Origin of the sequence: Actinoplanes sp. CA-131856 (assembly GCF_050956135.1) — a bacterium.
Classification (GTDB): Bacteria; Actinomycetota; Actinomycetes; order Mycobacteriales; family Micromonosporaceae; genus Actinoplanes.
In genome coordinates this window covers 2,506,436-2,519,174 of record NZ_CP191849.1, presented here as the reverse complement: position 1 = coordinate 2,519,174, position 12,739 = coordinate 2,506,436, and the positions used below count along the sequence as shown (strand labels likewise).

At 70.5% G+C, this 12,739-nt stretch carries 17 protein-coding genes; 9 read left to right on the top strand and 8 right to left on the bottom strand.

Annotated elements, in window-relative coordinates; translation table 11 throughout:
• Positions 1-4: 4 nt before the first annotated feature.
• The 7 genes from ACQP2X_RS12110 (at position 5) to ACQP2X_RS12080 (ending at position 6,069) form a co-directional block, all read left to right on the top strand.
• The gene (locus ACQP2X_RS12110; protein WP_498696382.1) at positions 5-358 is read left to right on the top strand and encodes an urease subunit gamma; all 354 of its coding nucleotides are present in this window, start codon (positions 5-7) and stop codon (positions 356-358) included.
• Positions 359-367: 9 nt separating this feature from the next.
• A complete protein-coding gene (locus tag ACQP2X_RS12105; RefSeq protein WP_498696380.1) occupies positions 368-748 on the top strand; it encodes an urease subunit beta in 381 nt (126 codons plus the stop codon).
• Complete coding sequence (gene ureC / locus ACQP2X_RS12100) at positions 745-2,463, top strand: urease subunit alpha (protein WP_498696379.1); 1,719 nt, start codon at positions 745-747, stop codon at positions 2,461-2,463. Before ACQP2X_RS12105 ends, ureC begins: the two co-directional genes overlap by 4 nt.
• Positions 2,463-3,176 carry an urease accessory protein UreF gene (locus ACQP2X_RS12095; RefSeq protein WP_498696377.1) on the top strand — a complete coding sequence of 238 codons (714 nt, stop codon included), beginning with the start codon at positions 2,463-2,465 and terminating at the stop codon, positions 3,174-3,176. Before ureC ends, ACQP2X_RS12095 begins: the two co-directional genes overlap by 1 nt.
• A gap of 13 nt (positions 3,177-3,189) precedes the next feature.
• A complete protein-coding gene (gene ureG, locus ACQP2X_RS12090; RefSeq protein ID WP_498696374.1) occupies positions 3,190-3,897 on the top strand; it encodes an urease accessory protein UreG in 708 nt (235 codons plus the stop codon).
• The gene (locus ACQP2X_RS12085) at positions 3,894-4,832 is read left to right on the top strand and encodes an urease accessory protein UreD (RefSeq protein ID WP_498696372.1); all 939 of its coding nucleotides are present in this window, start codon (positions 3,894-3,896) and stop codon (positions 4,830-4,832) included. Before ureG ends, ACQP2X_RS12085 begins: the two co-directional genes overlap by 4 nt.
• 298 nt (positions 4,833-5,130) lie before the next feature.
• Complete coding sequence (locus ACQP2X_RS12080; protein ID WP_498696370.1) at positions 5,131-6,069, top strand: aldo/keto reductase; 939 nt, start codon at positions 5,131-5,133, stop codon at positions 6,067-6,069.
• Here ACQP2X_RS12080 and ACQP2X_RS12075 read toward each other — a convergent pair whose 3' ends face one another.
• The gene (locus ACQP2X_RS12075) at positions 6,070-6,672 is read right to left on the bottom strand and encodes a CGNR zinc finger domain-containing protein (RefSeq protein ID WP_498696368.1); all 603 of its coding nucleotides are present in this window, start codon (positions 6,670-6,672) and stop codon (positions 6,070-6,072) included. It abuts the gene before it with no gap.
• 124 nt (positions 6,673-6,796) lie between these two features.
• Between ACQP2X_RS12075 and ACQP2X_RS12070 the strand changes: the two genes are divergently transcribed.
• A complete protein-coding gene (locus ACQP2X_RS12070; RefSeq protein ID WP_498696366.1) occupies positions 6,797-7,339 on the top strand; it encodes a carboxymuconolactone decarboxylase family protein in 543 nt (180 codons plus the stop codon).
• A gap of 92 nt (positions 7,340-7,431) precedes the next feature.
• Positions 7,432-7,608, top strand: coding sequence for a hypothetical protein (locus ACQP2X_RS12065; protein WP_498696364.1), 177 nt, complete (start codon positions 7,432-7,434; stop codon positions 7,606-7,608).
• A 167-nt stretch (positions 7,609-7,775) separates the two neighbouring features.
• Here the strand turns inward: ACQP2X_RS12065 and ACQP2X_RS12060 are convergent, their stop codons facing one another.
• The 7 genes from ACQP2X_RS12060 to ACQP2X_RS12030 form a co-directional block, all read right to left on the bottom strand.
• Entirely contained in the window at positions 7,776-8,216 is a 441-nt protein-coding gene (locus ACQP2X_RS12060) for a VOC family protein (protein WP_498696363.1), read from the bottom strand.
• Positions 8,213-8,926, bottom strand: a complete 714-nt coding sequence (locus ACQP2X_RS12055) for an SDR family oxidoreductase (protein ID WP_498696361.1) — start codon at positions 8,924-8,926, stop codon at positions 8,213-8,215. The genes ACQP2X_RS12060 and ACQP2X_RS12055 overlap by 4 nt, the downstream gene beginning before the upstream one ends.
• Positions 8,923-9,807 (bottom strand): DUF427 domain-containing protein, encoded by an 885-nt coding sequence (locus tag ACQP2X_RS12050; protein ID WP_498696360.1) that lies wholly within the window; start codon positions 9,805-9,807, stop codon positions 8,923-8,925. Before ACQP2X_RS12050 ends, ACQP2X_RS12055 begins: the two co-directional genes overlap by 4 nt.
• 104 nt (positions 9,808-9,911) lie before the next feature.
• A complete protein-coding gene (locus ACQP2X_RS12045; protein WP_498696358.1) occupies positions 9,912-10,757 on the bottom strand; it encodes a LysR family transcriptional regulator in 846 nt (281 codons plus the stop codon).
• 127 nt (positions 10,758-10,884) lie between these two features.
• Positions 10,885-11,430 (bottom strand): sigma-70 family RNA polymerase sigma factor, encoded by a 546-nt coding sequence (locus ACQP2X_RS12040; protein WP_498696356.1) that lies wholly within the window; start codon positions 11,428-11,430, stop codon positions 10,885-10,887.
• Between the two features lie 41 nt (positions 11,431-11,471).
• Positions 11,472-12,383, bottom strand: a complete 912-nt coding sequence (locus ACQP2X_RS12035) for an alpha/beta fold hydrolase (RefSeq protein ID WP_498696355.1) — start codon at positions 12,381-12,383, stop codon at positions 11,472-11,474.
• 61 nt (positions 12,384-12,444) lie between these two features.
• The gene (locus tag ACQP2X_RS12030) at positions 12,445-12,738 is read right to left on the bottom strand and encodes a ScoMcrA-related endonuclease (protein WP_498696353.1); all 294 of its coding nucleotides are present in this window, start codon (positions 12,736-12,738) and stop codon (positions 12,445-12,447) included.
• Between the last annotated feature and the right edge of the window lies 1 nt (position 12,739).

Here is a 12,739-nt window from a genome sequence, read left to right as displayed (position 1 = left end):
CGAGATGACCGACAACGGTCCCGGGGAGCCACGCATCGAGACGTGGTTGTCGTCGCTGATGCTGAGCCCCCGGGAGATCGAGAAGCTGGTGATCTATCAGGTCGCCGATCTGGCCCGCCGGCGCCGGGACCGGGGCCTCAGGCTCAACTTCCCCGAGTCGATCGCCCTGATCACCGAGGCGCTGCTCGAGGCGGCCCGGGACGGCAGGTCGGTCGCCGAGGTGACCGAGCTGGGCAAGCAGGTGCTCGCCCGGGAGGACGTGCTGCCGGGGGTGCCCGAGATGGTCACCGTGGTCCAGGTCGAGGCGACTTTCCGGACGGGCACCCAGCTGGTGTCCGTGGCCAACCCGATTTCCTAGAAGGACGAGATGATTCCAGGCGAGTGGCTGCTGTCCGACGAGCCGATCGAGATCAACAGTGGTCGGCGTACCGCGCGCCTCGCGGTGCGCAACACCGGTGACCGGCCGATACAGGTCGGCTCGCACTATCACTTCTTCGAGGTCAACCGGGCTTTGGGATTCGACCGGGCGGCGGCGCTGGGTATGCGCCTGAACGTGCCGTCGGGCCAGTCGATCCGGTTCGAGCCGGGCGACGAACGTGACGTCGAGCTGGTCGAGTTCGGCGGATCGGCGCGCGTCGTCGGGTTCAGCGGGCTGCTCGACGGAGCGGCGTCCAACCCGCGTTCGAGGGCCCGGGCAATGGCGCTCGCCCTCGAACGCGGGTTCACCGGGGTGGAGGAACAGTCATGACGACGGTCTCGCGCAGGCAGTACGCCTCGATGTACGGCCCCACCGCCGGCGACCGGTTCCGGCTGGCCGACACCGAGCTGATCGCCCGGGTCGAACGCAGCCTGATCCTGCCCGGCGAGGAGGCGATCTACGGCGGTGGCAAGTCGATCCGCGACGGCATGGCCCAGATCCCCGGGCTGCGCAATGCCGACGGCGCGCTCGATCTCGTCATCACCTCGGTGATCGTGATGGACGCGGTGATCGGGATCGTCAAGGCCGACATCGGCGTCAAGGACGGCCGGATCGCCGGGATCGGCCAGGCCGGCAACCCGTTCGTCCAGGACGGCGTCTCGGCCGGCCTGCTGATCGGGCCCGGCACCGAGGTGATCTCGGGCGAGGGGCTGATCGCGACGGCCGGCGCCATCGACACACACATCCATTTCCTGACACCGGCCCAGGTCCCGCACGCGTTGTCCAGCGGGACGACCACCATGCTGGGCGGCGGAACCGGCCCGGCCGACGGCTCGAAGGGCACCACCTGCACCCCGGGCCCGTGGAACATGGCCCGCATGCTGGAGGCGACCGCGACCCTGCCGGTCAACGTCGGCTTCATGGGCAAGGGCAACAGCAGCCGCCCGGAGAGCATGCGGGAGCAGATCGAGGCGGGCGCCTTCGGGCTCAAGGTGCACGAGGACTGGGGCGCCACACCGGCCGCCCTGGACTGCGCGCTGACCGTGGCCGACGAGTACGACGTCCAAGTGGCCCTGCACGCCGACACCCTCAACGAGGGCGGATATCTGGGCGACACGCTCGACGCGATCGACGGCCGGGCGATCCACAGCTACCACACCGAAGGCGCGGGCGGCGGGCACGCGCCGGACATGATGGCCATCGCGTCGCTGCCCAACGTGCTGCCGTCGTCGACCAACCCGACCCGGCCGTACACCACCGACACGACCGACAACCTGTTCTACATGACGATCGTGACGCACCACCTGAACCCCGACAATCCCGAGGACGTGGCCTTCGCCCAGTCCCGGATCCGCGCCGAGACCGAAGCCGCCGAGGACGTGCTGCACGACATGGGCGTGCTCAGCATGTACTCGTCGGACTCGCAGGCCATGGGGCGGGTCGGGGACACCGTGGCCACGTGCTGGCGTACCGCGGACAAGATGAAGCGGCTCACCGGCGCCCTCGAGGGCGAGACGGCCGGCGACGACAACCAGCGGATCCTGCGCTACCTGGCCAAGCTGACCATCAACCCGGCCCTGACACACGGCATCGGGCACGTGGTCGGCTCCCTGGAGCCGGGCAAACTGGCCGACATCGTGCTGTGGCCGACGAACACCTTCGGCGTCAAACCGAAGTACGTGATCAAGGGCGGCATGGTGGCCTGGTCGGTGATGGGCGACGCCAACGCCTCCATCCCGACGCCGGAACCGGTGCTGCTGGCACCGATGTTCGGCGGCCTGGGCAAGGCCGTCGGGCAGACGTCGGTCACCTTCGTCTCCCAGGCGGCGGCCGAGGCGAAGGTCATGGAGCGGCTCGGCGTCGACCGCCGGACCGAGGCAGTGCGTGGCTGCCGTACGGTCGGCAAGGCGCAGATGGTCCGCAACAACCTGACCCCTGACATCAAGGTGGACAGCGAGACCTACCAGGTGACGGTGGACGGTCGCCCGGCCGTCGTCCCCGCCTCCAGCGAGGTGTCGATGTCGCAGCTGTACTACATCGTCTGATGCGCACCGACCTGACCGGCTTCCTGTCCGTACTACAGCTGAGCGATTCGGCCTTTCCGAGCGGGCGCTACACACTGTCGTACGGCCTGGAAACGCTGGTGCAGTCGGGCCGGCTCACCATGCCGAGCGATCCGGCGGTCCTGACCGCGCTGTTGCGGGATCACCTGCGACTCGCGGTCGGGCCGTCGGAGGGCGCCGGGCTGGCCTGCGCGCATCGCGCGACCAGCGGCCCCGGCCCGATCGACCTGGACCTGGTGGTCCGGGCCGATCGGCGGCTGACCGCGGTGAAGCTGTCCCGGGAGGCCCGGGAGACTTCGGCCCGGACGGGGCGGGCGCTGCTGCGCGTGGCGACGACGGCGTTCGGACCTCCGGCGCTCAAGCAGTACGCCCACGAGGTGTCCACGAAGCGGGCGCCGGGCAACCACGCCGTCGTCCTCGGCGTCCTGAGCTCCTGCCTGGGCGTGCCGCGCCTGGAGGCGGTGGCCGGTGAGCTGTTCGCCTTCGCGGCCAGCTGGATCGCGGCCGGCGTCCGGCTGGCCGTCACCGACCACGGCACCGCCCAGGCGGTGCTGCACAGCGTGCGAGCCGACATGGACGCGGCCGCCCGCGACGCCGTCGAGCGGGACGTCGCCGACATCAGCAGCTGCACCCCGCTGCTGGACATCATGACGATGCAGCACGAGGAAACCGAGCTTCGGCTGTTCGCCAGCTGAAAGGAAGAGATCGATGCAATCCCACACCCCTCCGCACAGCCACAGCCACGACCACGATCATGACCACGGATTCGGGGAGGTCCGGGCGCCGGGCATTCCCCGCATCGGGATCGGCGGGCCGGTCGGCTCGGGCAAGACCGCCCTGATCGAGGCGCTCGTCCCGATGCTCATCGCGGCGGGGCACCGCCCGCTGGTCGTGACCAATGACATCTTCACCAGCGAGGACGCCAAGCACGTCCGGCGTACGCTGGCGGGGGTGCTCGCCCCCGATCGGGTGGTCGGCGTCGAGACGGGCTCCTGCCCGCACACCGCGGTGCGCGACGACCCGAGCATGAATCTCGACGCCGTCAGCGAGCTCACCGAGCGCTTCCCCGACGCCGACGTGGTGCTGGTCGAGTCGGGCGGCGACAATCTGACGCTGACCTTCAGCGCCGCGCTCGCCGACTACTTCATCTTCGTGATCGACGTGGCTCAGGGCGACAAGATCCCGCGCAAGCGTGGCCCCGGCGTGACCCACTCCGATCTGCTCGTCATCAACAAGGTGGACCTGGCCGATCTGGTCCGCTCCGACCTGTCCGTGATGGACCGGGACGCCGCCGCCGTCCGCGACGACCGTCCGTTCGTCTTCACCAACTGCTTCACCGGCGACGGGCTCGGCGAGGTGGTCGACCGCATCGCCGAGGTGATCGCCCGGCCCGCCCTCGCCGCCGGCGCGGCATGACCGGGCGGGACGACCGGGCCTGGTGCACCCCGGCCGCCCTGCCGCGTGAGGTGCTGGCCTTCGGCGCGCACGTGCGGGACGCTCTGGGGGTCGGCGCGGCCGGCAAACTCGGCGTACTCGATTTGAAGCTTGCCTCTCGCGCCGGTAGCACGCGGGTCGTCCGGCAGTACCAGAAGTCCCCGCTGTACATCTACCGGCCGGTCTATCTGGACGCCGGGCGCACCGACATGGCGTTCGTGTTCCTGCAACAGCAGGGGGACGGCTTCGTTCAGGGTGACCGCTACCGGGTGGACGTCGACTGCGCGCCCGGCACGGCCGTCCACCTGACGACCCAAGCCGCGACCAAGGTGTTCCGGGCCCGCGACGACTTCGCGACGCAACTGGTCAATCTGCGGGCCGGCGCCGGCACGGTCCTCGAGTACCTGCCGGATCCGATCATCCCGTTCCGCGGATCGCGGCTCTATCAGCGGACGAGCGTCACGATGGCCGACGACGCCACGGTGATCCTCGGCGAGGTCCTGCTGCCGGGGCGGGTGGCGCACAACGAGGCGCACGCCTACGACCTGTTCTGGGCCGAGACCGAGGTTTGCGGCGCTGACGGGACACCGATCCTCGCCGACACGCTGCGGCTGCGGCCGGGCCAGATCGACGACCCCCGGTCGCCGGGCGTGCTCGGCGGGTACGACGTTCTCGGCACCCTCTATGCGATCGCGGCCGGCTCGCCGGGCGGCGAGCTGGTCGACCTGCTGCGCACGGCCATGACCGAGGTGCCGGACGTGCTGGCCGGGGTGACCGAGCTTCCCGGCGGCCGCGGCGCGGCGCTGCGGCTGCTCGGCCCTTCCTCGAGGACCGTGCAGGCCGCCATGCGCCTGGGCTGGGACCGGGTCCGGACCCGGCTGCTCGGTTCGCCCGCCCCCGACCTGCGTAAAGGCTGAGCGGCGCAACGGCAGGACTGTCACATCTGATGCGGCGCGACACAAAAATGCCGGCGGGCCGGCCGCCCGGCCCGGCGGCCGGGCCCGGCGCCTCGCCCTGGGTGTCGCCGGGGCGGCCGGGGCCATCGCTGTCGTCCTGATCGCCGGCCGGTGGCCGGACGCGACGTCGCATCTCGGGCTGATCATCGGCATCGCCGGCGCACTGCTGCTGGCGTTCGCCGGCCCGTGGTGGCAGAACCGGATGGCGCACCGGCACATCGCGAGGTATCGACCCGCAACGGCGGAAGGAATGACAGGTATGGAGCGGATCGGCGCGGACGTCTTCCCGATGGCGCTCAGTGGCAACAGATTCGGCTGGACCAGCGACGAGAGCGTCGCCGGGAAGATCCTTGACCGGTACGTGGCGGCCGGTGGCAGCTTCGTCGACACCGCCGACGGCTATTCGGCCTGGGCTCCCGGAAACCTCGGCGGCGAATCGGAGTCGATCATCGGCCGCTGGATCGCGGCCCGGAAGAACCGGGACCGCATCGTTCTGGCCACGAAGGTCGGCACCCATCCGCACCACCCCGGATTGTCGGCGGCCGGCATCCGATCGGCGGCGGACGCCTCACTGGCCCGGCTGCAGACCGATCGGATCGACATCTACCACGCCCACGCCGAGGACCCGACGGTGCCGATCGAGGAGACCGCGGCCGCGTTCGACGCGCTGGTCAGGGCGGGGAAGGTGCGCGTGGTCGGAGTGTCGCACTTCAGCGCCGACCGGATCCGCGAATGGATCCGGGTCGCCCGCGCCAACGGCCTCACGCCGCCGACGGTCATGCAGCCGCAGTACAGCCTGGTGCGACGGGACGCCGGCGAGCAGGCCCTGGTCGACCTCGCCGCCGACGAGAGGCTCGCCGTCGTTCCCTATTTCACGTCGAGCAGCGGATTCCTGCTGGGCCGGTACCGTCCGGCCGCGGCCGGCGACGGCATACCCCGGCCGCCCAGCGCCCGGGCCTACTTCTCGCACAACGGCCTGTGGGCGTTCGACACCCTGGAGACCATTGCCCTGGCCCACGGCGTACGGCCCGCGACGGTGGCGCTGGCCTGGGTGCGGACGAGGCCGGGAGTCGTGGCGCCGATCGTCAGCCCGCGGACCCCGGATCATCTCGCCGCCCTGATCGAGGCGATCTCGTTCCGGCTCGATGACAAGGAACGGGCGGCCCTGGACGAGATCTCGGCCCAGGTGCTCGACTGATCAGGCCGGGGAACCGGTCCGGCGACGGCGCTGGTAGTGGCGGGCGGCCCGGGCCCGGTTGCTGCACCCGGGCGAGCAGAACTCCCGCCGGGGATGGTCCTTGGCGAAATACAGCCCGCAGTTCGGCGCGTAGCACGCCCGCAGCGGAGTCTGCCCGCCTTCGCCGAACAGGGCGATGCCCTCCTCGGCGAAGGCCGAGACCAGGGCGGCGGTCCCGTCGGCGTGCGGGCGGTCGCGCCGGGCCGGCTCGGCGCCCGCCGTCCAGACCAGTTGCGGCGTCCGCGCCACCACGGCCGCGTTGACCGCGGCGACGGAACGGTCCAGCGCCGCGGCGCCGGGCCGGGGCCACCGGGTGTCCTGGGTGACCTCGGCCGCCAGCAGCCGGAGCGCGTCGCGGAGAGGAACCAGGCGGCCGGCCAGGTCGTCGACGTCATCGGGCCCCAGATGCTCGAGGGCGGGGAGCCGGGGCCCGAGCGAACGCAGCCAGCCGGCCAGGCCGCCCGGGGTCTCGACGGCGTCGTGCTCACCGTGCCGGTCGATCCACACGGTGTTCATCAGCTCCACCGGAAGCGGTTCGCCCAGGATCGGGGCACTCGTCGTCATGCACCGATGCTACCTCGTTCTAACGGTAACCCCGGTCACTATCCGTTGACAGTCGGATCCTCCGCCGGGCATCGTTTCTAACGCAAGGAACACTTGCAACCGTTAGAGCAAAGGAATGGCCACCATGCCTGGATTCACCCCCGTCGACCCCGCCACCGCCACCGGCAAGGCGGCCGAGGCCCTGGCCGAGACCAAGAAGGCGCTCGGCGCCACGCCGAACATGACCAAGGTGATGGCCGTGAACCCGGCGGTGCTCAAGGGCTTCCTGGGGCTCTCCGGCGCGCTGGCCGACGGTGAGCTGTCGCCCGCCGTCCGCGAGCAGCTCGCGATCCACGCGGCCGAGTACAACAAGTGCGGGTACTGCCTGTCGGCCCACACGTTCCTGGGCGCCCGGGTCGGCAAGCTCGACGAGACCGAGCTTCAGCTGGCCCGCGACAGCAAGTCCGGCAACCCGCACACCGCCGCGCTCCTGGCCCTGTCGGACGCCATCCTGCGTGGCCGCGGCACCGTCGACGAGGCCACCCTGCAGGCCGCCCGCGACGCCGGCGTCACCGACGCGCAGATTGCCGAGGTGGTCGCCCACATCGCGCTCAACGTCCTCACGAACTACTTCAACATCGTGGCCGGCACCGACACCGACTTCCCCGTCGTGACCCCGCGCGCCTGACCCCGGTCTTACCTTCCCCGCGAAAAGTGTGAGCAGCCAGTCGATCGACCGCGGGCCTGTTTGACGCCGGCGCCGAAGGAGAAATTGACGTCATGTCCTTCTGGAGCAATCTGAAGCGCAAGCGTGACGAACAGACCGACCGGCGGCGCCAGGAGGCGTACCTCAAGGCGACGGCGCAGGGGGCGACCCCGGAACAGGCCCGCAAGGCGGCCGATCGAGCCGCGCGAAGCCGCACCAACGCCGCGATAAACGGGGCGATCAACAGCTGAGAGGGCGGCCAAGCGGCCGGCTGTGGCCTTCCCACGTGGAGCCGCATGAGATTCGCGGCGACCACCGGCCTGCGGCAGTTGTCCGTGCGCCGCGACTACGTCTGGCGGCCGGCCTGACCGTCCGGCGCGAACCACGACCGCCACCGGCCGGCGAGGTGGTGCTCGACCTATGAGGTCGGTCCGGTGTATCCGCGCTCCTGCAGCGTCCAGCGGTTGCCGTCCGGGTCGCGCAGGTCGGCGAAGCTGGCGTAGTCGCGCCGGTCCGGGTCGAGGCCCGGCGCGAAGTCGCCCTGCCAGTCGGCCGACTTCTTGTGCCGGATCGGGTCCACCGCGACCCCGGCCGCCACGAGCTTGGCGTGGATCAGCGCGAGGTCGTCGACGACCAGGCTGAGCCCCTCGGCCGAGCCCGGCGTCGCGGTCGTCAGGCCCACGCCGATCTGGACGGAGCACGACGAGCCGGGCGGGGTGAGCTGGACGACCCGGAACTTCTCGTTCGGGCGGTAGTCCACGTCGAGGCGGAATCCGAGGCCGTCGCGGTAGAACGCGAGGGCCCGGTCGACGTCGCCGACCGGGACCACGACGACCTCGAGCAGCATGTCCTCGCTCATACCAGCACTTCACCGCCGTCGACGGACAGCGTCGTGCCGGTCGTGAAGGTGCTCGTGAGGGCGAACACGACGGCCCGGGCGGCATCGTCCGGACGGCCGATCCGCCCGGCCGGGTTGCGCCCGGCGCGGGCCGCGAACAGCTCGGCCTTGCGCTGATCACCCAGCGCGTCGTAGGCGCCGCTGTCGATGGTGCCCGGCGCGACCGCGTTCACCCGCAGCGGGGCGATCTCGACGGCCAGGGCCCGGGTGACGGCGTCGACCCCGCCGTTGGTGGCCGCGACCGCCAGCATCCCCGGCGCGGGCTTGCGGGCGGTGGCGCCGGAGAAGAAGACGAAGCTGCCGTCCCGCGGCATGCGCGGGGCGAAGTGCTTGGCCAGCAGGATCGGGCCGAGCACCTTGGTCGACAGCGACTGCAGGACGGCGATCGGCTGCAGGTCGGCCAGGCTCCCCCGGGCCCGGGCCGAAGCGGTCGACACGACGTGGTCGACGTGGCCCAGTCGCTCGGCGAGCGCGGCCACGCTCGCCTCGTCGGTGACGTCCACGGTCTCCAGCGTCAGCTCCTCGCCGTACGTGCCGGCGAGGGCGTCACGGTCGCGCGACGCGGCGACCACGGTCGCCCCCGCCTCGCGTACGGCGGTGACGACGGCGCGGGCGATGCCGCCGCCCCGCCCGATCACCAGCACGGTCCGGTCCTTCAGTTCACTGCTCACGATGGTGTCCCTTTCTCGGAAATACGGGGCTTGATCTCGTCCACGTCGAGCCCACGGTCGAGGCCGTGCGGGACCACGTTCTGGCCCGGCTCCAGGTGCAGGCGCTCACCGTCGAGATAGACCTCGACCTTGTCGGGCTCGAAGGAGAGGTATCCGGCGATCGGGGCGACCTCGGGCCACGCGTCCGGATAGCTCCACGCGGCACCGGACCGCTCGCCGATGTCGTAATAGCCGGCCAGGCCCTTGTAGGGACAGAACGTCTGCACGTCGGTCTCGGTCAGGGCGAAGGTGTTGACGTCCTCCTGGGGCACGTACCAGCGGGGCGCGAAGCCCGACTCGTACAACACCAGCGGCCGTGTGCTGTCGGCGATCACCTCGTCGCCGTCGAGCACCCGGAGGTGACGTGAGGTCCGGCGGATGTCGATGCGGTGGTACGGATCCGCCGCGTGCCCGACGATGCGCTCGTCCTCCTCGTAGAAGGCGTCCATCGCCCGCCAGCCGAAGGCGACCCGGTCCTTGAGCTCCTCGGCATGGCCGGGCAGCGCGGTGTGCTGCCAGGCCGCCCGTTCGGCGCGCTCGCCACCGGCCTCGACCGTGAACCACGAGGTGTCGCCGAGCTCGCGGTGCCGGGTCGTGCGGCTGGTCGGGACCAGCACGCCGTCGCGGACCGCGGCGAGCGGGAAGTAGGCCACCGGATATCGGCCGGGCTCGTGCAGCAGCAGCACGTCCTCGCTGTCGGCGATCCACGCTCCGCCGAAACGCACCCGCATGCGGCGGCGCAGCCGCTCGGCGAACAGCAGCCGCTCGGGCAGTGGCTCCGGAACCAGGAATCGTCCCACCGCGTGCCCGGACAGTGGGCCTTGTTGCCACGCGAGTCCCATGTCGTCCCCTTTACGTGTCGGATGTGATGTCGGCGGCTCATCGAGGCGGCGACGGCGCCAGCCTGGCGGGCCGGGGTGCCCGTTCGCGTCCGCAAGTCCACGGGTCAGCCCCAGGGCAAAGCCCGGGCATCGTCGGGCAGGCCCCGGGCGCGCAGGTCGGCGACGAAGCGCTTGCTCAACTCGTCGGCCGGCGAGGCCACCGTGACGATGATGTCGCGCAGGTACCGCGGGCGCAGCGGCCGGATCGTGCCCTCGTTCCGCCCGGCCAGGGCGGACACCGGCACCAGGGTGACACCGATGTTCGCCGCGGCCATACCGGCGGCGGTGCGCGGGCTCCGGGTGCGCAGCACCGGCTCGAAGGTGATCCCGTTGTCCGCCGCCAACTCGTCGGCCCACACGGAGAGCCCGTTCTCGGCGACGTAGTGGATGAACGGCTCCTTGGCCACCTCGGCCAGGCTGATCGCCGCCTCGTCGGCGAAGTGGTGACCGGCCGCGGCCACGACCACCATCTCCTCCCGGCCGAGCAACTCGACGTGATGGTTCGTCGCCGTCGGCCGTGGCCCCACGATCAGATCGGCGTCGCCGGCGCTGAGGAACCGGTCCATGGCGTCGGCGCTGACGAACTCGCTCAGCTCGAAATGGACCTCGGGGTGCTTGAGCCGCCACTGCCGCATCGTCGGCGTCAGCAGCCAATTGGTCATGGTCTCGGCGCAGGCGATCCGCAACCGGCCGAGCTGGCCGCGCCCGACCCGGCGGCCGAGCGAGACGGCCAGACTCGCGTGATGCAGAGCGCTCCGGGCCTCCTGGGCGACGGCCTGCCCGGCCGGCGTGAGCCGGACCCCGCGCGCCCGGCGCTCCACCAGTGACGCACCGATCTCCTTCTCCAGCGAGGAGATCTGATGGGACAATGCCGGTTGCGACATGTGCAGGGCGATGGCCGCCTGTGTCACCGATCCCGACCGGGCAAGAGCGACCAAGCACTGAAGCGCGCGAAGCGTGGCCATAAGTTCTCCTGCGACTCGGTCATGGTTGCTCGTTCGATCGGTGGTCGCGGGCGTACAGCAGTTCGCCGGTCGGTCACGTGGAGAAGACGGCCGTGCGCACGGAGTCCATCGCGTAGAAGGCCCGTGATTTCGCGGTGCCGACCGGGATGGACAGCAGGTCCGCCGTGTCGCCGGCGCTGCGGCTCTTCAGATAGATCTCCTCGAGCGCACGCCGGCGCTCGGTACTGAGTTTGCGGAACGCGTCGAGCATCGTTTCGGTGGCGATGACGAAATCCATCGGGTCGACCGGCGCGGAATAGTTCTGCAAGTCGCGTTCACCCTGATATTCCTGCGGCCGCCGGCCACGCTTCCGCGCCTCGTCCGCGGAAACGTTGCGCGCGATGGTGAACAGCCACGACTGAATGTGGTCCTCGTTGGCCGGCACCTCACCGATGTGCCGCCAGACCTTCAGCATGGTCTCCTGCAGCAGATCCTCGACGATCTGGGGCCGGCACGAATTGATCCGCCGCAGGAAACGCAGCAGTGAACCGGATCGTTGCTCGAAGATCTGCCGCAATTTCTCCACGTCACCGCGTGGAGAGCCGTCCGGGCGGTCGGGGTCTGCGGTGCGAAAAGCCATCACATGCTCCTGGCGGCGTGATCGGGTGAGCGGCCGGCCGGTCAGCTCGGGACCTTGGGCGAGGCCATGTCACCGGCCGAGACGTTCCCGGGAAGCCGCCGGGCGAGGAAATCCCGGATGATCGAGGCGACCGCGTCCCCCGCGCTCTCGAGGAGGAAGTGACCGCCGTCGAGCAGGTGGATCTCGGCATCGGTGGCATCGGTGGCGAACGCCTTCGCGCCGGCCGGACCGAAGATCTCGTCGCCCTGGCCCCACACCGCCAGCACCGGCACGCCGCTGCCGCGCAGATATTCGTGCAGCCGCGGATAGATCGGCGGGTTGGTGACGTAGTCCCGGAACAGGGCGAGCTGGATCTGGTCGTTGCCGGGACGGCTCAGCAGCGCGTAGTCGTGGTGCCAGGTGTCCGGGCTGACCACCGACTCGTCCGGAACACCGGTGACGTACTGCCACCGGGTCACGTCGAGTGTCAGGGCGGCGCGGATGGCCGCCTCGTTCTCGGGCGACTGCTCCTTCTGATAGTTCCAGACCGTCCGCCAGAACGACTCCACGAAGCCCGCGTCGTACCCGTTGCCGTTCTGGGTGATGATCGCGGTGATCGCCGCCGGGTCGCGCAGGGCCAGCCGGAAGCCGATGGGGGCGCCGTAGTCCTGCACGTAGATGGCGTACCTCGCGATACCGAGCTGCTTCAGCAGTTCGGCGGTGAGGTCGGTCAACGCCTCGAAGGTGTAGTCGAACTCCTCGGCCGGGGGTGCGTCCGACAGCCCGAAGCCGAGGTGATCGGGAGCGATCACGTGGTAGCGGTCGGCCAGCGCCGGGATCAGGTTGCGGAACATGAACGACGACGTCGGGAAGCCGTGCAGGAGAACGACGACGGGCGCGTCCTCCGGTCCAGCCTCCCGGTAGAACAATTGCCGTCCGCCGATGGCGGCGTAGCGGTGGTGGACGTTCGGCATCGCCCCTCCTCCAATACTCTGTGGATGAACTGTCGTGAGTTTTTCTCGGCGGTGGCCGGGGTCACCCGGCCGCTCGATGGATCGGCCGCACGGTGAAGCCGAGCGCCGTCAGGACCTTGACCGCGCCCGACCGGCCACCTTCGAAGTCGGCCGAGGCCAGCCGGCGACCGGTCGCGAACTCGTGAGCCACGCCGAGGATCGCCTTCGGCGGATAGGCGCGGTCCTGGACGACCAGCTCGTAGGTCGTGGCCGGCGCGAATCCGTGCTGCCCGAAGAAGGCCTCCGGTCCCAGCCGGTCGTACTCCCCGACGGCTCTCTCGACGTCGGTGCGATCGACGTTGTCCCAGTCCGGCATC